The organism is Stackebrandtia albiflava, from assembly GCF_007994225.1.
GTDB classification, from domain to species: Bacteria; Actinomycetota; Actinomycetes; order Mycobacteriales; family Micromonosporaceae; genus Stackebrandtia; species Stackebrandtia albiflava.
Map to the genome: position 1 here is coordinate 124,498 of NZ_VLLL01000006.1, position 23,230 is coordinate 147,727.

The following is a 23,230-nucleotide window of genomic DNA, read 5'->3' on the forward strand; positions in this document are numbered from 1 at the left end:
CCGCGCATTGAGGAGAACCCCCCTGTCCACCATGGTGTTTCCCCCACCCCGTGACGGGGACCGTGCCGCGGGTCCACTGTCGTTAACCTGAGTCCATGTCAGATGCGGTACCCCTCGGCGTCGACTTCGGCACCTCGCACACCGTCGCGGTCGTCCGTACCGCCGACGCCGCGTTCACGCCGCTGTTGTTCGACGGCTCTCCGATGCTGCCCTCGGCGGTGTACGCCGAACCGGGCGGTGCGCTCGTGGTGGGGCGGGAGGCGTTGCACGCGATGCGCCTGGAGCCGGCCCGCTTCGAGCCGAATCCGAAGCGGTGCGTCGACGACGGCGCGGTGCTGCTGGGTGACCGTGAGGTTCCGGTCGCCGACATGATCGGCGCCGTGCTGGCGCGGGTCGGTGAGGAGTACACCCGGGTGGTGGGCACCGCCCCGGGATCGGTGACACTGACGCATCCCGCCGCCTGGGCGTCGACGCGGCGGGTGATCCTGCTGGACGCCGCCGCCCGCGCCGGATGGCGGGAGCCCCGGCTCGTGCCGGAACCCGTCGCCGCCGCGGCCAGGTTCGCCGCGAGTCGCGGTGTGGCCGTGGGATCTGCCGTGGTGGTCGCGGACTTCGGCGGCGGCACCTTCGACTGCGCCGTGGTCCGCAGGACCGGGACCGGGTTCGAGGTCGTCGAGGTGGACGGCCGGGAACGGTTGGGCGGCGTGGACGTCGACGAGGCCTTGGTGCGCCGGTTCCGTGATCGTGTCGAGGGTGACGCCGAGTGGCGGCGGCTGCTCGCGCCCGAGACCGCCGCCGACCGCCGACACCGGCGGAGCCTGTACGACGACGTGAGGTCCGCGAAGGAACTGTTGTCCCGGAGGCAGTCCGCGGAGATATTCCTGCCGGTGTTCGACCGTGACTCGCATCTGACCCGTGCCGAATTGGAGGAGACGGCCCGTCCACTGCTGGAGGAGGCGACCCGCGTCACCGGCGCCGTGATGCGGTTGGCCGGGGTGCAGGCCGGTGAGGTGGCGGGCCTGTTCCTGGTGGGCGGCGGCAGCCGGATGCCGTTGGTCGCCACCATGCTGCATCACGCGACCGGGATCGTCCCGACGGTGTGGGAGCAACCCGAGCTCGTCGTCGCCCAGGGCGCGTTGCTCACCGCCGCACCGGCGGTACCGGTCGCCGGGGGCGGCACGGTTCCGGTTCCGGCGTCTCGGGCTCCGGCGTCTCCGGCCCAGGCGGTTTCGGCCCCGATTCCGCGACGGGATCAGCCGCCCGGTCCTGCGAGGACGGAGCCGTACCCGGTGTCACCCGGCGCACCGCCGGTGGCGGAACCGGCAGCGCATCGCCGCCCGGACCGACCGGCCCGGTTGTGGGTCGTTCGGGGGCTGCTGGCGGTGCAGGTGGTGTTCATGGTGATCCTGGCACCTCGCTTCGGCGGGTACTTCTTCGAGCTCGGTGCGGCGATCACATTCTCCATCGTCGTATGCGCCTGCATCGTGTTGTCGGCAGTCCGGCATCGGGTCGCGTTGTGGACCTGTGTCGCCCTGCAATTCGTCCTGGTGGTCGGCCTGTGGACCATCTGAGCAGTGATCACCACAATAGAAGGAATCGATGGGTAACCTAGGCTCTCTGATCCTCTTCACGGCCAGCGCGATCGCCGTCGTGGCCATCCTGTCGACGCGCCGCAGCCGTGCCTGGTTCGGGGCCGGGTCGGCGGTGCCGGGGGTCTTCTCCCGGTACACCGACCGGGCGAGGCGGGCGGTCGTACTGGCGCAGGAGGAGGCGCGACTGCTGGGACACTCGCACCTCGGCTCCGCGCACCTGCTGCTCGGGTTGATCCACGAGGGTGAGGGACGCGCCGCCACCGCGTTGACCGGCCTCGGCCTCACTCTCGACCGGGTACGTGAGCAGGTCCTGCGCGCCCACGGTCGCGGTGACGGTTCCCCGGGCCGGATCCCGTTCTCCCACACGATGCGGTTCGCGATCGGGGCGGCCGAACACGAGGCACGGCGGCGGGGAGACCATCACGTCGGCACGGAACACCTGCTGCTGGGCCTGTTCCTGGAACACGGCGACGCGGTCCGGTCGCTGCGGGAACTGCTGGGACCGGACATGGAACCGGCGGTGCGTGACGCTCTGGGTGCGACGATCGCGACGGTTCACGAGCAGACCGCCTAGAGCTCCGGAACGGTGTCGAGGCCGCGCGCGGTCGTACCGGGGACCACGCGCGGCCGACGCGACGCGTCAGTAGTCGTCGCGCAGCACCGGGCAGGACATGCAGCGTGGGCCTCCCCGGCCGGAACCCAGTTCGGAGCCGGCGATCTCGACCACCTCGATGCCCGCCTGCGACAGTCGCCGGTTGGTCTCGGTGTTGCGTTCGTAGGCGACGCAGACCCGTGGCGCGATGGCGAGCGTGTTGTTGCCGTCGTCCCACTGTTCGCGTTCGGCGGTGACCGGGTCCAGGCCGGTGTCGATGAGCCGCAACGAGTCGATGCCCATCGCCTTGGCGGCGGCGGGGAGGAACGGCGATGGACCCGACACGACGTGGTCGTCACCGACGCGGGCAACGGTGTAGGCCACCAGGGTGTCGGCGACGTTGGGGTACATGACCATCGCGTCGACGTCGACCATCGTGCACACCGTGTCGAGGTGCATGGTCGCGCGTTCCTGCGCGATCGGGACGGCGAGCAGGGTGTGGGCGAGGCCGGCGTCGAATATCTTGCGTGCCAGGCGTTCCGCCCCCGCCGGCGTGGTCCGTTCACCGACACCGACCGCGATGACACCGGGGGCCAGCAGCAGGACGTCGCCGCCTTCGACCGTCTCCAGCGACGGGTCGTACAGCTTCTCGGTGCCGGTGAACCGCGGGTGGTAGGTGTAGATGAGTCCGGTGAGGGCGGTCTCCCGCCGCCGCGCGGGCATGGCCAGCGAGGTCACGGCGACCTTGTCGCCGATCCACACCGAGGAGTCCCGGGTGAACAGCAGGTTGGGGAGCGGGTCGATGACGAAGTCGTGCCGGTCGGCCATCGTGTAGACCAGGCCGGTGCCGCCCCGCACCTCCTCGTGGGAGAGTCCGGCGATCAGCGTCGTCGCCAGTTGGCCGGGGTCGAGGTCGCCGAGTTGCCCCCGTAGCCGGTCGCGGAGCGTGTCCCCGAGCCGTTGGTCCGCCAGGACGTCGGTGACGGCCGCGCGCCGCGCCTCCGGGTTCTCCAGGGTGGTGCGCAGCAGGTCGTGGACGTACAACACCTCGACACCGTGGTCGCGAAGCGCCTGCGCGAACGCGTCGTGTTCCTGCTGTGCCCTGTCCACCCACGGGATCCCGTCGAACAGCAGTGAGTCGTTGTTGCGGGGGGTGAGCCGGGTCAGTTCCGGCCCGGGGCGGTGGAGTAGGACGGTCCTGAGCCGTCCCACCTCGCTGCGCACCCTGTGGTCGGTGAGTGTGTCGGTCATGGCAACCGAGCTTAGAGGCTGTCTTCGGACCCGCTGTTCCGCTGCGCGTCGCCTCGCGGCGTCGCCCGGGGTTTCCGGGTACGACACCGGTACGCATGGACCTCCCCGGGTGTCACCGCTCCTCCGGCCCGCCGTGCGCGGACGAGGATCGACGGGGAACGTGTCCGCCGGGCGGTGCCGGTTCGGGGGCGTGGAGGGTGGCCGTACCGCTTCCGGTTGGCTACCTTCGGTAGGGCACCGGCATCGCCGGGTCCGGCGGTCACCCCGCGTCGGACCGGATACCGTGAGGCGCGCAAACTGAAGGAGTGCCGGACATGCCGCATATCGAACTGTCGCTGTCGGCCCACGACGGTGAGGGGGCCGCGGCCACCTGCCGGCAGTGGGAGGCACCCGTCGGCGGCTCGGCGGACGCGTGTCTGCTGCTGGACGCGCACGGCGTCATCGTGGCCTCGTCGCCGTCGTGCCGCGCGATGCTCGGCCTGCCCGACGACGTCGACCGGCAGCGGCGGCAGTTGGTGGACGGCCTGCTGCGGTTGCTGGGGTTCTCCGCGGGGAGCAGTGTGCTGCCGCAGTGGGAGGTCGAACGGATCCCGCCGTTGCAGGCGTTGAAGACCGGGGCGTTGGCGCGTGGCCTGTTGCGGGTGTCGGCGGACGGCGCCCCCCGCACCCTGGACGCGATCGCGACGCCGCTGCACGGTGGCACCGAGGTGGTCGGTTCGCTGAGTTTCTTCCGGCGCTGCTGACCCGGTCGCGGACGCCGTCCCGGATCCGGGCGGTTCGGTCGCGATCGGGCACTTCGCCCACGCCCCACCCCATCCGGGGGCAGACCACCCCGCCACTCGAAGTGTGACGAATCGGGCGAAACGGTGTCAACGGGTTATTCAGCGGGACTTCAGGTGCGAGCGCCGGGGACACGGCGCGGCCCGGCCGTAACGGGCGCCCCGCACACCGAGACCGGTGCACCGCGCCCCGAGGCCGGCCCGGCGGCTCAACCGGCGAGGACGAACCGTCGTTCCGTCAGCGCCGTGGGATCGAAACCGACGATGCGGTGTGCCCCGTCGGGTTCGATCAGCCACCATCGTGACCTGTCGAGACCGGGACCGGGCGACACCGCCCTGACGTGTAGGTGGACGCACATCTCCATGGCGAGCCACAGTTCGTGCCGGCGGCCGTTGTGTCGTGCGAACGGTTCGGCCGCCTCCATCCGGCAGTCGAACTCGCTGCCGTCGGGGAAGCGGTACTCGGTGACGGTGACGAGGGGGTATGACGTGGTCGGCGGTCCCGGGGAGACCTGGATCTGGCTGGCCGGCACCTGGTACAGCGTCACCAGTGCCGCCGCGACCGCGTCCGCGCGTGTACCGGTGGCGAACGTTATGTCGTAGTCCACGGCCGAATAGTCCTTTTGTCGTCTGTCGTGGTGTTCCAGTCTGGGGGACCCCGAGGGATCTTGCGGCGCCGGGCCGCCGGACGACTCCGTCGCGCCACCCGAACGGGCCGCCCGACCCCACCGGAGGTGCTGATACCGAGTATGCCGTCGCCGGTGTCCCGGTGGGGGGACAGGGGTCGGTGACGTCGCCGGTGGGCCGGGGCGGCGCCCGGTAACGTGGGTGTCGTGAACGACTTCGCCTATACCGATCTGCTTCCGCTCGGCACGGACGACACCGAGTACCGGAAGGTCTCCGACGAGGGTGTCGAGGTGATCGAGGCGGCCGGGCGGCGGCTGCTGACGGTGGCGCCGGAGGCGCTGACCCGCTTGACCGCCGAGGCCATGCGGGACATCTCGCACCTGTTGCGCCCGGCCCACCTCCGACAGTTGGCGTCCATCATGGACGACCCGGAGGCGTCGAACAACGACAAGTTCGTCGCTCTGGACCTGTTGAAGAACGCCAACATCTCGGCGGGGGGTGTCCTGCCGATGTGCCAGGACACCGGTACCGCGATCGTGATGGGCAAGCGCGGCCGCCACGTCCTGACCGACGGCGACGACTCCCGGCACATCGCACGCGGCGTCTACCAGGCGTACCGGGACCTGAACCTGCGGTACTCGCAGTTGGCGCCGTTGACGATGTGGGACGAGAAGAACACCGGGACGAACCTTCCGGCGCAGATCGAGCTGTACGCCGAGGGCGACGACGCCTACAAGTTCCTCTTCATGGCCAAGGGCGGCGGCTCGGCCAACAAGTCGTTCCTGTACCAGGAGACCAAGGCGATCCTGAACCCCGCGTCGATGCTGCGGTTCCTGGAGGAGAAGCTGCGCGGGCTCGGTACCGCCGCGTGCCCGCCGTACCACCTGGCGATCGTGATCGGCGGGACCAGCGCGGAGTACGCGCTCAAGACCGCCAAGTACGCCTCGGCGCACTACCTGGACGGCATCCCCACGGCCGGTTCGGAGTCCGGACACGGTTTCCGGGACCTGGAACTGGAGAAGCAGGTGCTGGAACTGACCCGGAGGTTCGGGATCGGCGCCCAGTTCGGCGGGAAGTACTTCTGCCACGACGTCCGGGTCGTGCGGTTGCCGCGCCACGGCGCGTCGTGCCCGGTGGCGATCGCGGTGTCCTGCTCGGCGGACCGGCAGATGCTCGGGAAGATCACCGCGGAGGGCCTGTTCCTGGAGCGGTTGGAGACCGACCCGGCGAAGTACCTGCCGGAGACGACGTCGGACGACCTGGGCGAGGACGTCGTCCGCGTCGACCTGAACCGCCCCATGGCGGAGATTCGCGAGGAGCTGTCGCGTCACCCGGTGAAGACGCGGTTGTCGTTGACGGGCCCGTTGGTGGTGGCGCGGGACATCGCGCACGCCAAGATCAAGGAGCGGCTGGACGCGGGCGAGCCGATGCCGGACTATCTGCGCGACCACGCGGTGTACTACGCGGGTCCCGCGAAGACCCCGGCCGGGTACGCGTCCGGGTCGTTCGGTCCGACCACCGCCGGCCGGATGGACTCCTATGTGGAGCAGTTCCAGGCCGCCGGTGGATCACTCGTGATGCTCGCGAAGGGCAACCGGTCCTCGCAGGTGACCAGGGCCTGCCGCGACCACGGCGGCTTCTACCTCGGATCGATCGGCGGCCCGGCGGCCCGGCTCGCCCAGGACTGCATCAAGTCGGTCGAGGTGCTGGAGTACCCGGAACTGGGCATGGAGGCGGTCTGGAAGATCCACGTCGAGGACTTCCCGGCCTTCATCGTCGTGGACGACAAGGGCAACGACTTCTTCGCCGAGACCACGAAACCGGTGTTGACGATCCGCACCGGACGGTGACCACCCGGAGACCGTCCCGACCGGATAACGTGAACCGACGACGTCGTGAGAGAACTGGTGCCTGATGACTCTCCCCCCGAACGACCCCGCGGCCGGTCAGTACCCGCCGCCGGGGCAGCCCGGGCCCGGCCCGGTCAGCGGTCCACCGCACCCGGCGGGCCACGGCATGCCGTCCCCCGTGAGCGGTCCGCCGCCTCCCGGGCACGGCATGACGCCTCCTCCGCCGTTCGCGCCGCCCGCTCCACCGTCCGGTTTCCTCACACCGTCACGCGGCATGTCGGGGGCGGTCGTGGCGGCGGGTGTCGCGGCGTTCGTCGTCGGGTTGCTGCAACTGGTGAACGCGGTCCGGGCCGCCATGTTCTTCATCGAGTTCGGTGACACCGCGCTGATCCTGCAGGGCGTCGGGATCGCCGTCTTCACCGCGATCGTGGGGCTGACGGCGTTGACCGGTGGTGCGTTGGTCCTGGCGGGTAAGGAGTTCGGCCGGGTCGCCGCGACGGTGGGCGCCGGGGCGGCGCTGCTCGACAGCGCGTTCTCATTCCTGTCCCTCTTCGGCGACTTCACCCATTTCCACCCCGACATGATGGGTTCCGTGCTGCCGATGCTGGCGTATACGGGCGGTGTGGTGGCGAGTCTCGTGGTCGTGATCGCGTTGGCGGGGCGGGGTGCCTCGGACTGGCTGCATCACAAGAACGCCAAGCCGGAACTCGGATGACCTCGTCCTCACGCCGACCCGCAGACCACGGAAGTGAACAATGACCCAGCAGCCTCCCGGACACGATCCGCACGGTCCCGCCCCGGTCTCACCGGGTGGTTACGACCCGTACGCACCGCCGGTGATGGGGGCACCTCCGGGCGGGATACCGCCGCAGCCGGTGCCGGGTGGTGCGCCACCGCCCGCGACACCGGGCAGCGTGCCACCGCCTCCGGGCATGCCCGGCAGTGTGCCGCCCCCTCCGGGCATGCCCGGCAACGCGCCGCCACCGTCCGGTGATACGAAGAAACGGCCGGGCACCGTCGTCGCCGGCACGATCGCGCTGTTCGCGCTGACCGTCGGGCACCTGGCGATCGCCGCGATCTTCGGTATCGAACAACTCATCGAGCGCTTCGACGTGGACCTCTGGATCCTGGTTCAGTCCATCGGTTACCACCTCCTGTCGGCGATCCTGGTCGGGGTCGCCGGCGGGTTGTTGTCGGCAGGCCGGGGTGCCGGGCGTGTCCTGGGCATCGCGATGGCGGGCGCCTGCCTGTTCACCATGCTGCGGCTGGGGTGGAACCAGATCGTCGCGATGATGTACGGCTACGGCGAGCTCTGGATCCCGTTGCTGATGACGGTCACGGCGGCCGGTGTGGGTACGACGGCGCTGGTGGCGATCGGTGTACTGGCCGGTTCTCGCAACGCGGAGTGGTTGTGGCTCAAGCGGTCGGGAGCCTGATTCACTCCTCCCTGCCCGCGGGCCGCCGCTTGGTGTAGGTGTCGACGTACTCCTGGCCGGACAGTTCGGCGATGGCGTCCATGATCTGGTCGGTGACGGCCCGCAGGGTGAGCCGGTTGGCCTGCATCCCCTCGTAGCGCGCGAAGTCGAGGGGTTTGCCGATCCTGACCTCGACTTTGGCCATCCGGGGCACGGTGACGCCGATGGGCAGTACCTTGTCGGTTCCGCTGAGGCCGATCGGTATGACGGGCGCGCCGGTGGCGAGCGCCAGGCGGGCGACGCCGGTCTTGCCCTTGTGGAGGTGTCCGTCGGTGCTGCGGGTGCCCTCGGGGAAGATGGCGAACAGCCGGCCCTCGTTGAGGACCTGTTCGCTGGGGCCGAGGGCCTGGGCGCTGCGGCGGCCGCCGGAGCGGTCGACGGCGACCTGGCCGAGTCGTTTCACGGTGGCGCCGATCAGTTTCCCCTTGACGCCGCCCCGTACGAAGTACTCGACCTTGGCCATGGTGGCGATGTGCCGGGAGGTGACCAGTGCCAGGAAGTAGTGGTCGGCGACGGACAGGTGGTTGCACGCCAGGATCGCGGGACCCTCGGCCGGGATGTTCTCCCGCCCTTCGATTCGCGGCCGCCACGTCGCCTTGATCATCGGCGCTACGGTCCACTGTAGGGTCTTGTACAGCACTGATGCTCTCCCGGTGAGGCGGCCAGACGTCCAGGCAGGTCGACAGGCACACGATAATCCCTTGACCTGCCACGATATGCACCGGAACACCCCGGTGAGGTGATGCGCACAACGTCGCATGTCGCACCGGTGGGGCGCTGGGGCTGGACGGCGCCCCACCGTATTGGATAGCGTTTGCCGACATGTGGCCGCTCCCCACCGACCCCCGCACCTCACCCCACACCGGATACACCCGGCGGCACTGGGAGGCCGTCGCCGACGAATGGCTCGCCGCCACGACCCGGTACGCCTCCCCGTCCGGCGCACTGCTCCGCATACCGGGAAGGCACGCCTGGTCCGGGCCGGAGTCCGACGCGTTGGAGGGGTACGCCCGCACCCTGCTGCTCGTCGCGTGCCGCACCGCCCACGGCGACCGCCCCGACCTCGTCGACCGGTACGCGGAGGGCCTGATCGCCGGCACCACACCCGGCGGGCCGGAGTCGTGGCCGCGCGGCGACGACTGCCGTCCTGACCGGCGCGGCCCGACCCAACCCATCGTGGAGGCGGCCAACATCGCCTTCGCGTTGCACCTGAGCCGTGGCCGGGTGTGGAGCCGCCTCGACGACGGAGAACGCGCCCGGGTGGTCGACTGGCTGCGGCACCACGCGCGGCTGCGCGCCTGGCCCAACAACTGGCTGCTGTTCACCGCCGTCATCGAGGCGTTCCTCGCCTCGGTCGGCGTCGACACCTCCGGCCACCGCTCCGACGCCCTGGTGCACCGCGTCGAGTCGTGGCACCTGGGCGGCGGCTGGTACACCGACGGCGGCCGCCGCAACGTCGACCACTACAACGCCTGGGTCATCCACCCCTTCCTGTGGGCGTGGTACGACATGGTCGGCGCGGAACGCGACCCCGACGCGGCCCGGCTGTGGCGGAACCGGCTCGCCGCGTTCGCCGCCGACCACGCCCGCATGTTCGGCGCGAACGGTTCCCCGCTGATCCAGGGCAGGTCGCTGGTGTACCGGACGGCCGCACTCGCCCCGCAGTGGCTCGCGCACCTCGTCGACGCGCCCGGAACCGACCCGGGTGCCACCCGGCGGCTCGCGTCCGGCGTGTTGCGGTACTTCACCGACGCCGGTGTCGGCATCGGAAGACCCGTCGGCCTGGGGTGGCTCGCCGACGACCACCTCCCCATGACCCAGGAGTACTCCGGTCCCGGCTCCCCCTACTTCGGCGCGATGGGCTTCCTCGGGTTGCTGCTGCCCGCCGACCACCCGGTGTGGACCGCGCCGGAGCGGCCGCAACCCGCCGAGGGACCCGACACGGTCACCGCACTCCGGGACGTCGGCTGGCTGGTGCAGTCGGTACGGGACGGCGGCGTGGTCACCGTCCACAACCACGGCAGTGACCACGTCACCTCGAAGACACCCGACACCGACCCGTTCTACGGCAAGCTCGCCTACTCCAGTCACGGGTTCCCCGGGACGGGTGCCGCCTTCACCGACGGGTGTGACGGGGAGTTCCAGCGCCTGGGCGACACCGGTGACTGGCTGCGGCGACGCGCGATCGCGGCGCACCGCGTCACGGCCGACACCGCCGTGTCGGACAACGACTACGGTGACGGCACCGTGACCTCGGCGACCGCCGTGCGGGGTGAGCTGGCGGTGCGTTGGCACCGCACCTTCGACGACCGTCCGGTGCGGGAGGGTGGTTGGCTGCTGGCGGATCCGGTGGCGACCGGTGCCGAAGACACCGTCGCGTGGGCGCGGGACGCCTCGGGACTGTGCACGGTGGTGGCCGGACTGCACGGCTGGGCCACCGCCGGAGTCGACGGGTTCGGGGCGGTAACCCCGCTCGGCGACCGGGCGGCAGTGCCGGTGCTGCGTGCCCCGGACGGTCGCGACCTGGTGTCGCTGCACCTGGCGACCCGCCACGCCGATCCGGTGGCGTGGTGCCGGGAGCTGCGGGAACGGCTGTCGGTCACGGTCGACGCCGAGGGGCTGACCGTGGTCTGGCCGGACGGCGCGCGCTGCCGGGTCCGTCCGATTCGCGCACCGGAACGGGCCACAGTGGCGCCGGAGGTGCCGTAGACCGGGGAAATCCCCCGAACCGCTGACATCGTGTCCTCAGGCGATAGCGTGGCGTCATGAAGCGATTCGTCGTCGTCGCGGTCGTCGTGGCGCTGATCGTGGTCGCCGGAGTCGGCGGCTACCTGCTGCTGAGGGAGACACCGGGCGCGCACTCCAGTGCGGCCTCGGAACCGTCGCCGGTCACCGTCACGACGGCACCCGCCAGTCCCGTACCGCCTCCCTCACCGTCGCCGACCGAGTCGCCGGAGCCGGTGGCGGTGGTCCCGGACGAGTCGTGGTCGGGGCCGTCGGGTTCGATGGCCGTGACCGGGTCGGACGCGGTGGCGTTGACCTTCGACGACGGTCCGAGTCCGGCGTGGACGCCGCACGTGTTGAACACGCTGCGGGACTGGCAGGTCAAGGCGACGTTCTGTGTGGTCGGGACGGAGGTGCGGGCGAACCCCGAGTTGGTGAAGGCGATCGTGGCCGACGGGCACACGTTGTGCAACCACAGCTGGCACCACGAGACCCGGTTGGGACACGAGTCGGCGACGAAGATACGCCGCAACCTGGAACGCACCAACGACGCGATACGCGACATCGTCCCGGACGCCTACATCGGCTACTACCGGCAGCCCGGTGGCCAGTGGACCGAGCGGGTGGTGCGGATAGCCATGGAGATGGGGATGGTGCCGCTGCACTGGTCGGTCGACCCGAGCGACTGGGACAAGTCGACCCGTTCCAGCCACATCGAACGGAACGTGCTGGGCCACACCTCGGCGGGGAGCATCATCCTCATGCACGACGGCGGTGGCGACCGGCGGCGCACCAGTGACGCGCTCGGTCCGATCCTGTCGGAGCTGACGTCGCGGTTCCGGTTGATCGCGCTGCCGTGACCGCGCCGTAGGCGGGCCCGGACGGTCATGCCGCCGCGGCCCGCCGAGGCTCACGACCGCAGGGTGACCGCCGGGGCGACCCGGCTGGCCCGCCACGCCGGGTAGACGCCGGCGACCACTCCGACCAGCGCCCCCACCACGGGTCCGGCGGCCAGCAACAGGGGGTCGAAGGCGACCTGCCAGTCCCGGGCGAGCGACACCACGGCGGTCACGTTGACCCCGATGACGGTCCCGATCGCGCCTCCGACGACCCCGATGATGGTGGACTCGCACACGAACTGTCCCGCGATGGCGCGCCGTGACGCGCCCACGGCCCGGCGCAACCCGATCTCGCTGCGCCGCTCCATGACCGACACAAGCGCCGTGTTAGACACGCTGACCGCGCCGATGACCAGCGACACCGCCGCCAGGCCCAGCAGCAGTGCCTGGATGTCACCCTCCACTCCCTGCCGGAAGTCGCTGAGGTCGGGGGGTACCGCGACCTGCACCAGGGCGGGGTCGCGTGGCCACAGGGCGACGCTCGACTCGCCGCCCACCTGTTCGGCGGCGCCCAGTTCGGTGCGGATGCGTGCCTGCGGGCCGCCGAAGCCGGTGCTGCCCTCGGTGAGGCAGAACTCCACCGGGACGATCGCGGCGCGGGTGAAGCCGGTCTCGCTTCGCGGGGCCTGGTAGATGCCGATCAGCAGGTACCGGTCGCCGTCGATGAACAGCACCGGTGACCCGGAGACGTCGGTGATGCCGAGGTCCTTGGCGAGCACGGTGTCGATCATGACGACCGAGTCGCCGCGCGCGCCGTGTCCGGAGTCGTAGGCGCGCCCGTTGACGACCTCGATGCCGATCGCTTCGAGGGCGTGGCCCTCCACCGCCGACACCGGGGCGGATCGGAAGAACCCGTCGGAGTCGGTGCGCGACACGCGGCGTTCCTGACTGGACTCGCAGACCAGGCCGGCGGCGACGACGCCGTTGAGTCCCCTGACCCGCGCGGAGTCCTCCGTGGTCGGGAACAGGCCGGACGCGACGACCTCGTCGCTGAGGCTCGCGGTGACCTGGGTGGCCTTGACCGCGTCGAACTTGTCCGACACGGCCGCCTGCGCGGTCGAGGACAGGCCGACGGTCGCCACGGTGGCCGCGATGCCCATCGCGATTCCGGCGGCCGTCAACCAGGCCCGGACGGTCCGGCCGCGCAGCGACGCCACCGCCTCCGCGACGATCCCCCACACCTGCACGCCCGGTCTGCCCGTGCCGGCGCGGCGGCCGCGTCGCGGGCGTGGTGCCCACCGGATCATTCGGCGCCCCTGTCCCGTTTGGAGACGACCACCTGGTCGCCCTCGGACAGTTCGCCCTCCAGCGGGGTCACGGCGATCTCGCCGTTGTAGTCGACGTGGGTCTCGATCGGGACGTCGGTGAAGGTCTCGCCGTCGTAGACGGTGACCTTCTCGGCGCCGTCCACGGAGGTCCACACCGCCGACGCGGGCACCACCAGGGAACCCTCGGGCGACTTCAGCTTCTCCGCGATGACACGTTGCGGGTCACCCGGTTCGCCCTCGATGTCGCCGGTGACCTCGAAGACGGCGCGTTGGACCGTCTGGGGCTGTTCACCCTCGTAGAACTCGTCCCCGGAGGCCTCGTTCTTTACCTCCTCGATGGTCGGGTAGGCGGTCTCCTGTTCGGCGAGTGGACCCTCGCCGAACCGGAACGGGGTGCTCTCCTTCAACCGGATGAGTTCCGCCGCGGTCTGTTCGTCGAGTTCCACCACGACGCGCCACTCGCCGGTGACCAGGGTCAACAGTTCGCCTTCGGCGGGTGCCGCGAGGGCCGCCTTGACCTTGCCGACGGTGAGCGGCAGGTCGGCGGCGAAGAACACCTCGCTCTGCGGCAGGGTCAGCAGCCGGGCCGGTTCCTTCGCGCCGGTCTCGCCGTCGCCCTCGCCGTCCTCGGGGGACTCTCCGGCGTCGGTGTAGAGCGGTTGGTAGCCGGCGTTCTGGTAGAGCCGGGTGACGTCGGCGGCGGTGCGGGCGTCGAAGACACCGGTGACGGGTGTCCCGAACAGTGGCGCCAACGCCTTCTGAAGCTGCCCGACGTCGGGGCCCTGGTCGCCCTCGGTGAGGTCGCGGTAGGCGGGGATGGCGCCTTCCAGGGCGAGGTACGGGCGGCCGTTGAGTTCGATCAGCACCTTTCCGGCACTCACCTCGTCGCCGGCCTTCGTCGTCAGTTTCGACACCAGCGTCTGTCCGCTGTTGCCCTCGGACTCGCCACCGGAGGCGCCGGGGGCGGTGACGGTGAGTTCGTCCGCGCGTTGCAGCTCACCGTCGAGTTCGAGCAGGTCGATGAGTTGCCGGTCGGCGACGGTCGCGGTGATGACCGACTCGTCCGGCGGTGTGGACTCGGCGGCCTGTTGCGCCGGAGTGCGGGCGTCTGCCGCGACCCACCACGCGGTCGCGGTGCCCGCGACCAGGACGAGGGTGACGGCACCGCCGATGATTCTTCCCTTGGTGACACGCATGGAGATAGGCAAACCTTCGAGGAGGTGAAGCGATCCACTTGCTAGGACGCCTTCACCCGGGCACCGGGTTGCCGACGAACGCGGCCGAGACCGGTCGGTCACCGGGGCGGCGGGTCCAGGTCCTAGGCTGGGCGGTGTGAGACCGCGCGGCAACATCACTCGCGGCACCACCTTCCCCAATCGACTGCGGCGGCTGGACCGTTGGCTGGCGCCGCGGGTCACCGGCCTGTTGCGGCCGGGGACCGCGCCGGTGGTGGTGGACCTGGGGTACGGCGCGCACCCGGTGACCACCGTGGAGTGGTTCCGCCGTTTGTCGGTGGGCCGTCCCGACCTGCGCATGGTGGGCCTGGAGATCGACCCGGAGCGGGTGGCGGCCGCGGCCGCCGCGACGGTGCCGGGGCGGCTGGAGTTCCGCCTGGGGGGATTCGAGTTGGCGGGTCTGCGTCCGAGGCTGGTGCGGGCCATGAACGTGTTGCGGCAGTACCCGGAACCGGAGGCCGCCCGGGCGTGGCACGAGTTGGCGGCGGGCCTGGCGCCGGGTGGCCGGTTCGTCGACGGGACCTGCGACGAGATCGGCAGGGTCGCGAGCTGGGTCCTGCACGACGAGGCGCGGCCGCTGACGCTGACCCTGGCGGCGGACCTGGCGTCCCTGGAGTCGCCGGCGGTGTTGGCGGAGCGGCTCCCGAAGGCGTTGATACACCGCAACGTCCCGGGTGAGCCGGTGCACGCGTTGCTGGCGGCGGCGGAGTCGGCGTGGCGGCAGGCGGCCGGGTGGCAGGTGTTCGGTCCCCGGGACCGGTGGCGCCGGACGCTCGTCACGTTGCAGGAGGCCGGTTGGCCGGTGGCGGAGCCGCCGTCACGGCGACGCGACGGCACCCTCACGGTGCCGTGGGAGTCGGTCGCGCCCGGGTGACCAGTCGCCGCCGGGGCGCAGCGTGGCGGCCAGCCACAGTCCCGACTCGTCGAACAGGTAGCGGCGCATCGTCCCCAGCCGGGGACCGTAGACGTGCACGCTGACGGCGGGGTCGTCGGTGTGGTTGACCATCGCGTGTACGACACGGGGTTCGACGGCGACCGCCTCCGGCGCGTCGACGGTGCGGCGCGCCAGCCGGGGCGTCTCGCCGGGCAGTACCCGGTATTCGGTGAGCCGCCCGGACGCGACCGCGAAACCGGCCGGGCAGGGTGCCCGTCGCCCGCCGTGGTCGTGGAGTTCGGTGCCCTGCCCGGGAAGCCACGCGAGGAGCCACACCTCGTGGTCGGGTCCGGTGAGGACGCGGCGGGCGGACCGGCCGCGCGGCGTGAACCAGGGCCGCCACGGCAGGGCGGCGGCGTGGTCGCGGGCGATGCCGGCGAGTCGTTCGGAGACGGCGACGGTGGAATCGGTCACGGGGATTCCCTGGTGGTCGTGCCCGATGTGGGCGCGCGGACGGTGGACGGACGGCGTCGGTCAGTACCGACGACAGCCGTACAGCGGCGAAGACGACCAGAGGTAACGCATCGCGGTCACCATATCGCATGGGACCGGCCACGGTGGGTGGGAACGGTCGCCGCACACCGTGTCCGTTCCGTGACGACGTGCGGCGGCGACCATCGAGAGCCACCGGCCGGGAATTGTCGGCCCGGGCGGTGATGCGTTAGTCTCGCCGGTGGTCCGCGTCCGCCGGGACGCGATTCGGCGGGCGGACCTGCCACAGTGACACTCGCGGGGGAGCAGAGGAGCATTGCTCGTGACCGCTAACCGATTCGGTAGCAGGCGTTCGAGGGCATGGGTCACCGCGGTGACCGCCGCGGTGGCGGCACTGCTGACGGCGGCCCCGGCGGCGGCGGACCCGATCGGCGACATCGAGGCCGAGATCGAGGCGCAGGCCGCCGATCTCGAGGTCGTCATCGAGGAGTACAACGCGATCTCCGAGGAGCTGGCCGACACCAAGGAGCAGATCGCGGCGCTGGAGGAGGAACTGGCGCCGTACGAGGAGAAGCTCGAGGAGTTGTACGACGCCACCGAGGGCATCGTCACCCACGCCTACCAGACGCAGGGTCTCAGTGGGACCTTCGCGGTCCTCAACGCCGGTTCGCCGGAGTTGTTCAGTGAACGGATGACCGCCCTCAACGGCGCGACGGCGGGTGACGCGGCGTTGATCGCCGAGGTCACCGAGGCCAAGGCGGTCTACGAGGAGGACATGGGCGTGCTCGACGACCTGCGGGCGACGCAGGCCGAGCAGGAGGCCGCCCTCGAAGAGCAGAAGACCACGATCGAGGAGGGCATCGAGCGGTTGCAGGCCGACCGCAAGGACGCCTACCGTGACGAGGCCGCCGCACGTGGCGAGTCGATCGACTACATCCCGGACTACATCCCCGGTGACCGGGGTCTGGTGGTGCGGCACGCGATGGCGCAGTTGGGGAAGTCGTACGTGTGGGCGACGTCCGGCCCGGACACCTACGACTGCTCGGGGCTGATGCTGGCGGCGTACAACGCGATCGGGATCGGTCTGCCGCACAACGCGGCGGCGCAGTACAACATGTCGACACGTATCAGCCGTGACGCGTTGCAGCCGGGTGACCTGGTGTTCTACAACGGCCTGGCGCACGTCGCGATGTACATAGGGGACGGTTACGTGATCCACGCCCCCACCACCGGCGACGTGGTGAAGATCCAACCGCTCGACGAGGCGGCGACCCCCTATTACGGTGCGGGTCGTTTCCTCTGACATGACGATGCGACGGCCGGGAGGGTCACCTCCCGGCCGTCGTCGTGTCTGAGACGGCCTCCAAGGCCGTCGGTCAGGCGGGCACGCCGAGCGTGAGGTAGGCGAAGCCGACCAGGTCGCGGCTGCCGGTGAGCCAGATCCGGCGGTGGTCGGCGAGGTCGGTGCGGTACCCCTCGGCGCGGGGGTCGTCGCCGTGCCGCAGCAGCCACTCCGCCTTGTCCGCCAGGTGACCGGACTCGAACCGTTCCCACTCGTCGCGGTTGACGCTCTCGATCCACAGCGGTTGGAATCCGGCCGCCTCCGCGTGGCCGACGAGTCCGTGCAGCGACGGGTGGTCGTCGGGCGTGGTGTCGGGCCACAGGTTCGCGAGGTCGGCCTCGGTGGGCGGCCGTTCCCAGAACACGTCGGCGAACAGGAGTGTGCCGCCGGGCGTCACCAGTTCCCGCAGCCGCCGGAGGGCCGAGGGGGTGTCGCCGTAGGCGTGGGAGGCGCCGATGCACAGGACCAGGTCGGCGGGCGTGTCGTGGTCTTCGCCGGGGCCGACGACGAACTCGGTCCGGTCGCCGAGTCCGCGTGCGTCGGCGTTGCGCCGGCCGCGCAGGACGTCGGGTTCGTCGGTGTCGATGCCGGTGCCGGTGGCGCCCGGGCAGGACTCGACCAGCCGGAGCAGCAGTTCGCCCCAGCCACAACCGATGTCCAGGATGGTCCGCGGCGTCGCGGCGGCGAGTCTGGTGACCAGTGCGGTGGCGCGTTCTCCGGACAGCGGCGAGGCGAAGTCGAGTCGGGTGCCGTATGCGGGTGCGGGTATGTCTGTCATCACGTTCACTGTGGCGGTGGGTGGTGACGGGCGCAATCGAATTGCAGGTGGCAGGGTAGTGTCGGTGCCCGCTGGTATGATCCCGAAAGACAACCGGTTCGGAAACGCAATCAGTCAGGAGTGAAAGACATGGGCATCGTCACCTGCGACATCTCCGTATCCGTGGACGGCTACGTCGCCGGCCCCAACCAGTCCCTGGAGAACCCGTTGGGAGAGCGCGCCGAGAACCGGCTGCACGCGTGGATGTTCGAGACCCCCGAGGAGAACGCCGCCGAGGTCGCCGCGATCACCGGCGCGGGCGCCTACATCATGGGCCGCAACATGTTCGGGCCGATCCGGGGAGAGTGGGACCTGGAGTGGCGTGGCTGGTGGGGCGAGGAACCGCCGTACCACGCGCCGGTGTTCGTCCTCACCCATCACCCCCGCGAACCACTCACCATGGCGGGCGGCACGGTCTTCCACTTCGTCACCGACGGCATCGAATCGGCCCTCGCCGCCGCCCGCGAGGCCGCCGGTGACCGCGACGTCGCGATCGCCGGCGGTGCCGCCACCGTCAACCAGTACCTGGCGGCGGGCCTGATCGACGAACTGCGTCTCCACGTGAGCCGCGTCCTGCTGGGCGCCGGGGAGCGGCTGTTCGAGGGCGTGCCGGACACCGACCTGGAACACGTGTCGACCCGCGGCGCCTCACTCGTCGACCACCTCACCTACCGGATCCGCCGCTGAGGAGCCGTCGCGTCATCCCCGGGGCGGCGGCCCCGGGGATGACGCGCGGTCGGTCGCCGCGGTGGTCACACCGCCCGCAGCAGCGCCGAATACAGGGTCAGGCCCGGCCCGAACGCGCAGGCGACCAGCTCGCCACGGGCCTCGGCGGCCATCTCCCGCAGGATCATCAGGATCGTCGCCGACGAGCAGTTCCCGTGCCGCCGCAACACGTCCCGGGACACCGCGAGCCGGTCCTCGGTCAACGCGAGCGACTGCCGGGCCACGTCGAGGATGCGGCGGCCGCCGGGATGTATCGCCCACGACTCGACGTCGTCGCGTTCGAGACCGTGCCGCCGAAGCAGGCCGGAGACCGTGTCGGGCAGGTGCCGCGCCAGGACCAGCGGCACCCGCGACGACAGGCCCATCCGGAACCCCCGATCGGTGACGTGCCACGTCATCGCGTCGGCGTGCGCGGTGTCGGTGCGGGACGCGACGTCCAGTACCGCCAGGCCGCGCGCCGGTTCCGGTACCACCACGACCGCCGCCGCCGCGTCCGAGAACAACGCGTGCGCCACCGTCTGTTCGGTGTCCAACGGACCGGGAGCCAGGTGGAGACTGGTCAACTCGACGCACAGCAGGGCGGCGGGCCGGCCGGTGACGCGGACCTGGTTCGCGACCGCCGCCAGGCCGGGAACGGCCGCGTAACAGCCCATGTGTCCGATGAAGAGCCGTTGGGTGGCGATCCCGGCGCCCAACCGGTCTGCGAGCCGGATGTCCAGGCCGGGAGTGGCGTATCCGGTGCAGGAGACGACCGCCAGCAGCGACAGGTCGGCCGCCGACACCCCCGACTCCCGAAGCGCCTCACGCAGCGCCGACTCACCCAGTGGCAGCGACTCGACCTCGTACCGCGCCATCCGCGCCGCCGTACTCCACTGCGACACGTCCTCCACGGCGGGGTCTACGACACCGTGCCTGGTCTCGACACCGGCGTTGCGGAATATGCGTTCGGCGCGGGCCGAGCCGTCGGTGTGGTGCGCGAAGAACTTCGCCCACAGGTGGTCCTGTTCCAGGACCCCGGGAGTCGCGACGCCGAAACCGGCGATCACCGGGTTCACCATCGCGGTTCCGATCCCGCGTAGGGGTCGCCGCCCATCGCGTGGACGCCGAGCCAGTCGGCGCACACGTCGGAGGTCGCCGGTTGCAGCGCGCCGCACCTGGCGTCGCGGAACAGCCGTTCCAGCGGGTTGCCGCGCCGGATCGACGACGCCCCCGCCACCTCCATCATGGACGCGGTCACCGCCGCCGCGGTGTCCCCCGCCGACAGCTTGGTCCGCCACACCCACGCGGCCGCCTCCGGGTCACCGGCGTCCACGAGCGCGGCGGTGTGCAGCAGGGTCGCGTAGGCGGCCGACACCGCCGCGTCGGCGCGGCCGAGTCGCGCGCGCACCGGGGCCAACCCGGCGAGGTTCCGTTCGGCGGCCTGCTCTGCGGCGATCTCCACCGCCGACCGGGCCACTCCGATGTAGACGGCGGCGTAGCTGGCGACCATCCAGTGCGGCGCCAACTGGGCCGCCAGCAGCGTCACCCCCTCGACCCCGCCGACCAGGGCCGTCTCCGGGAGCTTGACGTCGAACCGGACGTCGTGGCTGCCCGTCGCCCGCATCCCCATCGTGTCCCAGGTCGGGTCCACGGTGACGCCGTCACCGGCCGGCACCAGGAACTGCGAGACGGTCTCGGGCGCCGACAGGTCCCGGGCCGCCACCAGGTACGCGTCGGCGTGCCCGGCGCCGGAGACGAACGACTTCGCGGCGGTGAGGTGGAAACCGTCGTCGGTGCGCCGGTACCCGCTGGTCATCCGGGACAGCCGTGACCCGCTGCCGCGTTCGCTCATCGCCACGGCGAACAACGCGCCGGCGGCGGCCTCGGCGAGGATCCGGTCCCGGTGCGCGGGATAGTCCGAGGCACCGAGCTCCTCGGCGAGTTCGTCGGGGATGGTGGCGAGCGCCCCGGTCACCCCGGCGTGCATGTTGAATATCAGCCCGGTGGCGCCGTTGCCGCGGCCGAGCTGGTAGGCCACCTCGACGTAGGTCCGGAAGTCGGCTCCCAGGCCGCCGAGTCGGGTGGGCACCATGAGACCCGGCATGCCCAGTTCGCGCAGCCGCCGGAAGTCCTCGGCCGGGAAGTCACCGGTGCGGTCGTACTCGGTGGCCCTCTCCCGCATCGCCGGTACCATCCGGCGTACTTCACGCATTCTTGACTCCCTTGCCCGCGTAGAGGATCGACAGCGACCGGGTGGTCGCGATCGGGACGGTCCCCCGCCGCCGCCACAACCAGCGCAGCATCGGCAGCGCGGCGGGCCGCAGACCCCACAGGCGCATGTCGACGCCGTGGCGGGCGGCCTCCTCGCGCAGCTCGCGAGGCGGGACGAACAGGGCGGGGTCGTGGATCCCCGGTGGCGGGCCGCCCGGGATCCGTTCCGCGATCCACACCGCCACCACGGTCGCCAGGGCGGTCCTGGCGATGGTGTCCACTATGAGCGTTCCACCGGGGCGCAGGACGCGACACGCCTCGGCGACGGCGCGCCGCCAGTCGGTCACGTGTTCCAGGATCTCCCCCGCGATCACGACGTCCGCGACGCCGTCGGGGAGGGGGAGCCGCATCGCGTCACCCTGGACCGCGAGCACCCCGTGCGCGGCGGCTATGCCCGCGTTGCGGGCCCGGATGTCCAACCCGACGTGCCGGTACCCGGTGATCCACGGCGCGTTCAGGCCGCCGCCGCAACCGACGTCCACCAACACGGCCCCGGGACGCGAGGCCGCCGGGACGAGCGCGCAACGGGACTCGGCGAGCCAGTGCAGCATCGCGAACGCCCCGGCCGGTCGCCACCATTCGGCGGCGAGCCGGTCGTACTGGCGCGGATCGTTGCGCGGGGACACATTGTCCAATCTGCCACAAATCGGGCCGTTACGCTATGGCGGTGACGTTACTGCCCCTGTTGAAGGCGAGCCACTTCGGACCGACCGTGACGGTCACCGCGGTCGCCGTCGCGCTGTCCGCCACCGACCGCCCGCTCCCGGACACGGTCCTGGTGGCCGCCGCCGTGCTGGCCGGGCAACTGTCGATCGGGTGGAGCAACGACTGGATCGACGCCGCCCGCGACGTCGCCTCCGGCCGCGCGGACAAACCCGTCGCCTCGGGCCTGCTGTCGCGCCGCCTGGTGGCGACGGCGGCGATCGTCGCGGCCGTGGCGTGCCTGCCGTTGTCGTTGCTGGCGACGCCGACCGGTGGGGCGCACGTGGTGGCGGTGGCCGCCGGTTGGGCGTACAACCTCGTCCTGAAACGCACGGTCTGGTCGGTGGCGCCGTACGCGGTGGCGTTCGCTCTGCTCGTGGTCTTCGCGATGGACGGACCGCCGTGGCCGCTGGTGGTCGCGGGCGGTCTGCTGGGTGCCGCCGCCCACTTCGGCAACGCCCTCCCCGACCTGGCCGAGGACGCCGCCACGGGCGTGCACGGCCTGCCCCACCGGCTGGGCGCCACCGGAAGCCGGTTCGCCGCGCTCGGGTGTCTCGCGGCCGCGAGTGTGCCGTTGTTCCTCCTTCTCGGCACCCCGTGGGTGTTCGCCGCCCTCGCGGCCGTCGCGGTGGCGGCGGGCTGGGCGTGGTGGGGCGGTTCCCGCAGGCCGGTGTTCCTGTTGGTGCAGTCGACCGCGTTGATCGACGTGGCGATGCTGCTGTTGGTGGCCAACCTCCGGTGACCGGCGCGATGAGTCGGCGGGTCGGCCATGGCGGCCGTTACGCGAGGTTCTACGCTGTGGAACGCATGACGGCTCGATGAGAGGACGACAAGTGGCCACTGCGAGATCGCCGAGACTCCTGACCCGGACCTTGCTGGGGGCCGCGACGGCGGCGACGTTCGTGCTGACCGGCTGCGGCGCGGGGCAGGTCACCGCCACCGACACCAAGGTGCCGGCGGTGCCGGGCACCAACGCCGAGATCGTCAACGAATCGGAGTCCGTCTACATCGCCCTGCGTGACATGCTCGTCGCCTGGGACGGCCTGGAGGGATACGAGGAGGGCGGCACGGCGCCGCTCGTCGTGCGGATCTTCAACTCCGGTCACCAGGCCGACGAACTGCTCTGCGTCACCACCGACGCCGCCGACACCGTGGCGCTGGCGACCGGTGACGACACCGGCACCGAGTCCCCCAGCCCCTCGGACCAGGCCAGCCCCTCGGACCAGGCGAGCCCGTCCGACGGTGCCAGCCCGTCTGACGGCGCGAGTCCGTCCGACGGTGCGAGCCCGTCCGACGGCGCCTCCCCCTCGGACCAGGTGACGCCGTCGGAGACCGCCTCCGCCGATTGTCCGGACGGCGCCGCGCCCGTCAATGAGGAGATCCCGGTGAACGGCAGTCTGCTGCTGGTCCCCGGAGAGGGCCCCCACCTGCGGCTGACCGGCCTGACCGAGGACATCGGCGCGGGCACCGTCATCACGGTCACCTTCACCTTCGCGGTCGCCGGCCAGACCACCGTGGAGATCCCCATGGGCCTGCCCAGCAGCCCGCCGCCGCGTGAGACCGCGGAGTTCGACGAAGAGGGTCACTGACTGACACGGACCACACGCCCCCGTTCCCGCCGGAGCGGGGGCGTTCCGTGTCCACGGGTCGGTGCTTCCGGACCGGCCCGGAGAATTCGTCGAAGAAATCCGGCGGCGGTGTCGAAACCGGCGGCCGCCGTTCGTCGTGTGGGTGT

23 protein-coding genes are annotated in these 23,230 nt (G+C 71.2%); 13 read left to right on the top strand and 10 right to left on the bottom strand.

The annotated features are described in order from the left end of the window. The first annotated feature begins 95 nt into the window (after positions 1 to 95). Together LX16_RS11290 and LX16_RS11295 are read left to right on the top strand one after the other, a co-directional pair. A complete protein-coding gene (locus tag LX16_RS11290) occupies positions 96 to 1,571 on the top strand; it encodes an Hsp70 family protein (protein WP_147137819.1) in 1,476 nt (491 codons plus the stop codon). Between the two features lie 28 nt (positions 1,572 to 1,599). Further along, a complete protein-coding gene (locus LX16_RS11295; RefSeq protein ID WP_147137822.1) occupies positions 1,600 to 2,166 on the top strand; it encodes a Clp protease N-terminal domain-containing protein in 567 nt (188 codons plus the stop codon). 66 nt (positions 2,167 to 2,232) lie between these two features. Here the strand turns inward: LX16_RS11295 and LX16_RS11300 are convergent, their stop codons facing one another. Beyond that, complete coding sequence (locus LX16_RS11300) at positions 2,233 to 3,435, bottom strand: arginine deiminase (RefSeq protein ID WP_147137825.1); 1,203 nt, start codon at positions 3,433 to 3,435, stop codon at positions 2,233 to 2,235. Positions 3,436 to 3,749: 314 nt separating this feature from the next. Between LX16_RS11300 and LX16_RS11305 the strand changes: the two genes are divergently transcribed. After that, complete coding sequence (locus LX16_RS11305) at positions 3,750 to 4,178, top strand: nitrogen regulation protein NR(II) (RefSeq protein WP_147137828.1); 429 nt, start codon at positions 3,750 to 3,752, stop codon at positions 4,176 to 4,178. Between the two features lie 245 nt (positions 4,179 to 4,423). On the opposite strand, the gene LX16_RS11310 is transcribed toward LX16_RS11305, so the two are convergent. Then, entirely contained in the window at positions 4,424 to 4,822 is a 399-nt protein-coding gene (locus tag LX16_RS11310) for a hypothetical protein (protein ID WP_147137831.1), read from the bottom strand. A 225-nt stretch (positions 4,823 to 5,047) separates the two neighbouring features. Between LX16_RS11310 and LX16_RS11315 the strand changes: the two genes are divergently transcribed. The 3 genes from LX16_RS11315 to LX16_RS11325 all read left to right on the top strand — a co-directional run bounded on the left by LX16_RS11315 (position 5,048) and on the right by LX16_RS11325 (position 8,127). After that, positions 5,048 to 6,691 (top strand): fumarate hydratase, encoded by a 1,644-nt coding sequence (locus LX16_RS11315; RefSeq protein ID WP_147137833.1) that lies wholly within the window; start codon positions 5,048 to 5,050, stop codon positions 6,689 to 6,691. Positions 6,692 to 6,965: 274 nt separating this feature from the next. Continuing rightward, complete coding sequence (locus LX16_RS11320; RefSeq protein WP_147137835.1) at positions 6,966 to 7,406, top strand: hypothetical protein; 441 nt, start codon at positions 6,966 to 6,968, stop codon at positions 7,404 to 7,406. A gap of 40 nt (positions 7,407 to 7,446) precedes the next feature. Next, the gene (locus LX16_RS11325; RefSeq protein ID WP_158645564.1) at positions 7,447 to 8,127 is read left to right on the top strand and encodes a hypothetical protein; all 681 of its coding nucleotides are present in this window, start codon (positions 7,447 to 7,449) and stop codon (positions 8,125 to 8,127) included. A gap of 1 nt (position 8,128) precedes the next feature. Here LX16_RS11325 and LX16_RS11330 read toward each other — a convergent pair whose 3' ends face one another. Continuing rightward, positions 8,129 to 8,806, bottom strand: a complete 678-nt coding sequence (locus LX16_RS11330) for a lysophospholipid acyltransferase family protein (RefSeq protein WP_147137839.1) — start codon at positions 8,804 to 8,806, stop codon at positions 8,129 to 8,131. A 182-nt stretch (positions 8,807 to 8,988) separates the two neighbouring features. On the opposite strand from LX16_RS11330, the gene LX16_RS11335 reads away from it, so the two are divergent. Together LX16_RS11335 and LX16_RS11340 are read left to right on the top strand one after the other, a co-directional pair. Then, positions 8,989 to 10,875 carry a DUF2264 domain-containing protein gene (locus LX16_RS11335; RefSeq protein ID WP_147137841.1) on the top strand — a complete coding sequence of 629 codons (1,887 nt, stop codon included), beginning with the start codon at positions 8,989 to 8,991 and terminating at the stop codon, positions 10,873 to 10,875. 56 nt (positions 10,876 to 10,931) lie between these two features. Continuing rightward, the gene (locus tag LX16_RS11340; RefSeq protein ID WP_147137844.1) at positions 10,932 to 11,750 is read left to right on the top strand and encodes a polysaccharide deacetylase family protein; all 819 of its coding nucleotides are present in this window, start codon (positions 10,932 to 10,934) and stop codon (positions 11,748 to 11,750) included. 50 nt (positions 11,751 to 11,800) lie between these two features. On the opposite strand, the gene LX16_RS11345 is transcribed toward LX16_RS11340, so the two are convergent. Together LX16_RS11345 and LX16_RS11350 are read right to left on the bottom strand one after the other, a co-directional pair. Continuing rightward, on the bottom strand, positions 11,801 to 13,036 hold the full coding sequence (locus LX16_RS11345; protein ID WP_147137847.1) for an ABC transporter permease: 1,236 nt from the start codon (positions 13,034 to 13,036) through the stop codon (positions 11,801 to 11,803). Further along, complete coding sequence (locus tag LX16_RS11350) at positions 13,033 to 14,253, bottom strand: peptidoglycan-binding domain-containing protein (protein WP_147137851.1); 1,221 nt, start codon at positions 14,251 to 14,253, stop codon at positions 13,033 to 13,035. The genes LX16_RS11345 and LX16_RS11350 overlap by 4 nt, the downstream gene beginning before the upstream one ends. 127 nt (positions 14,254 to 14,380) lie before the next feature. Between LX16_RS11350 and LX16_RS11355 the strand changes: the two genes are divergently transcribed. After that, positions 14,381 to 15,166: a class I SAM-dependent methyltransferase gene (locus LX16_RS11355; protein WP_147137854.1), complete on the top strand. Its 786-nt coding sequence runs from the start codon at positions 14,381 to 14,383 to the stop codon at positions 15,164 to 15,166. On the opposite strand, the gene LX16_RS11360 is transcribed toward LX16_RS11355, so the two are convergent. Beyond that, positions 15,110 to 15,640, bottom strand: a complete 531-nt coding sequence (locus tag LX16_RS11360; RefSeq protein ID WP_158645565.1) for a cysteine dioxygenase — start codon at positions 15,638 to 15,640, stop codon at positions 15,110 to 15,112. The genes LX16_RS11355 and LX16_RS11360 overlap by 57 nt on opposite strands. Before the next feature lie 340 nt (positions 15,641 to 15,980). Here LX16_RS11360 and LX16_RS11365 point away from each other — a divergent pair, with 340 nt between their 5' ends. After that, a complete protein-coding gene (locus tag LX16_RS11365) occupies positions 15,981 to 16,961 on the top strand; it encodes a C40 family peptidase (protein WP_147137862.1) in 981 nt (326 codons plus the stop codon). Between the two features lie 73 nt (positions 16,962 to 17,034). Here the strand turns inward: LX16_RS11365 and LX16_RS11370 are convergent, their stop codons facing one another. Then, positions 17,035 to 17,778, bottom strand: a complete 744-nt coding sequence (locus LX16_RS11370) for an SAM-dependent methyltransferase (RefSeq protein WP_147137864.1) — start codon at positions 17,776 to 17,778, stop codon at positions 17,035 to 17,037. 129 nt (positions 17,779 to 17,907) lie between these two features. Here LX16_RS11370 and LX16_RS11375 point away from each other — a divergent pair, with 129 nt between their 5' ends. Next, positions 17,908 to 18,504, top strand: coding sequence for a dihydrofolate reductase family protein (locus tag LX16_RS11375; RefSeq protein ID WP_147137869.1), 597 nt, complete (start codon positions 17,908 to 17,910; stop codon positions 18,502 to 18,504). Positions 18,505 to 18,569: 65 nt separating this feature from the next. On the opposite strand, the gene LX16_RS11380 is transcribed toward LX16_RS11375, so the two are convergent. Genes LX16_RS11380 through LX16_RS11390 form a run of 3 tightly spaced genes read right to left on the bottom strand, consistent with a single transcriptional unit; the run spans position 18,570 to position 21,419 of the window. Beyond that, positions 18,570 to 19,601: a type III polyketide synthase gene (locus LX16_RS11380; protein ID WP_147137872.1), complete on the bottom strand. Its 1,032-nt coding sequence runs from the start codon at positions 19,599 to 19,601 to the stop codon at positions 18,570 to 18,572. Continuing rightward, positions 19,595 to 20,734 (bottom strand): acyl-CoA dehydrogenase family protein, encoded by a 1,140-nt coding sequence (locus LX16_RS11385; protein WP_147137875.1) that lies wholly within the window; start codon positions 20,732 to 20,734, stop codon positions 19,595 to 19,597. The genes LX16_RS11380 and LX16_RS11385 overlap by 7 nt, the downstream gene beginning before the upstream one ends. Then, on the bottom strand, positions 20,727 to 21,419 hold the full coding sequence (locus tag LX16_RS11390) for a methyltransferase domain-containing protein (protein ID WP_211354459.1): 693 nt from the start codon (positions 21,417 to 21,419) through the stop codon (positions 20,727 to 20,729). Before LX16_RS11390 ends, LX16_RS11385 begins: the two co-directional genes overlap by 8 nt. A 35-nt stretch (positions 21,420 to 21,454) precedes the next feature. On the opposite strand from LX16_RS11390, the gene LX16_RS11395 reads away from it, so the two are divergent. Together LX16_RS11395 and LX16_RS11400 are read left to right on the top strand one after the other, a co-directional pair. Next, the gene (locus LX16_RS11395; RefSeq protein WP_147137878.1) at positions 21,455 to 22,237 is read left to right on the top strand and encodes a UbiA family prenyltransferase; all 783 of its coding nucleotides are present in this window, start codon (positions 21,455 to 21,457) and stop codon (positions 22,235 to 22,237) included. A 91-nt stretch (positions 22,238 to 22,328) separates the two neighbouring features. Continuing rightward, a complete protein-coding gene (locus LX16_RS11400) occupies positions 22,329 to 23,084 on the top strand; it encodes a copper chaperone PCu(A)C domain-containing protein (RefSeq protein WP_147137881.1) in 756 nt (251 codons plus the stop codon). Positions 23,085 to 23,230 lie beyond the last annotated feature (146 nt).

What these genes read in the sequence shown, in the direction of transcription:
- LX16_RS11295 (WP_147137822.1), top strand. Translation starts at nt 1,600, where the DNA reads ATGGGTAACCTAGGCTCTCTGATCCTCTTCACGGCCAGCGCGATCGCC.
- LX16_RS11335 (WP_147137841.1), top strand. Translation starts at nt 8,989, where the DNA reads ATGTGGCCGCTCCCCACCGACCCCCGCACCTCACCCCACACCGGATAC.
- LX16_RS11375 (WP_147137869.1), top strand. Translation starts at nt 17,908, where the DNA reads ATGGGCATCGTCACCTGCGACATCTCCGTATCCGTGGACGGCTACGTC.
- LX16_RS11320 (WP_147137835.1), top strand. Translation starts at nt 6,966, where the DNA reads ATGTCGGGGGCGGTCGTGGCGGCGGGTGTCGCGGCGTTCGTCGTCGGG.
- LX16_RS11325 (WP_158645564.1), top strand. Translation starts at nt 7,447, where the DNA reads ATGACCCAGCAGCCTCCCGGACACGATCCGCACGGTCCCGCCCCGGTC.
- LX16_RS11340 (WP_147137844.1), top strand. Translation starts at nt 10,932, where the DNA reads ATGAAGCGATTCGTCGTCGTCGCGGTCGTCGTGGCGCTGATCGTGGTC.
- LX16_RS11370 (WP_147137864.1), bottom strand. Translation starts at nt 17,778, where the DNA reads ATGACAGACATACCCGCACCCGCATACGGCACCCGACTCGACTTCGCC.
- LX16_RS11300 (WP_147137825.1), bottom strand. Translation starts at nt 3,435, where the DNA reads ATGACCGACACACTCACCGACCACAGGGTGCGCAGCGAGGTGGGACGG.
- LX16_RS11305 (WP_147137828.1), top strand. Translation starts at nt 3,750, where the DNA reads ATGCCGCATATCGAACTGTCGCTGTCGGCCCACGACGGTGAGGGGGCC.
- LX16_RS11290 (WP_147137819.1), top strand. Translation starts at nt 96, where the DNA reads ATGTCAGATGCGGTACCCCTCGGCGTCGACTTCGGCACCTCGCACACC.
- LX16_RS11385 (WP_147137875.1), bottom strand. Translation starts at nt 20,734, where the DNA reads ATGCGTGAAGTACGCCGGATGGTACCGGCGATGCGGGAGAGGGCCACC.
- LX16_RS11395 (WP_147137878.1), top strand. Translation starts at nt 21,455, where the DNA reads ATGGCGGTGACGTTACTGCCCCTGTTGAAGGCGAGCCACTTCGGACCG.
- LX16_RS11380 (WP_147137872.1), bottom strand. Translation starts at nt 19,601, where the DNA reads ATGGTGAACCCGGTGATCGCCGGTTTCGGCGTCGCGACTCCCGGGGTC.
- LX16_RS11345 (WP_147137847.1), bottom strand. Translation starts at nt 13,036, where the DNA reads ATGATCCGGTGGGCACCACGCCCGCGACGCGGCCGCCGCGCCGGCACG.
- LX16_RS11350 (WP_147137851.1), bottom strand. Translation starts at nt 14,253, where the DNA reads ATGCGTGTCACCAAGGGAAGAATCATCGGCGGTGCCGTCACCCTCGTC.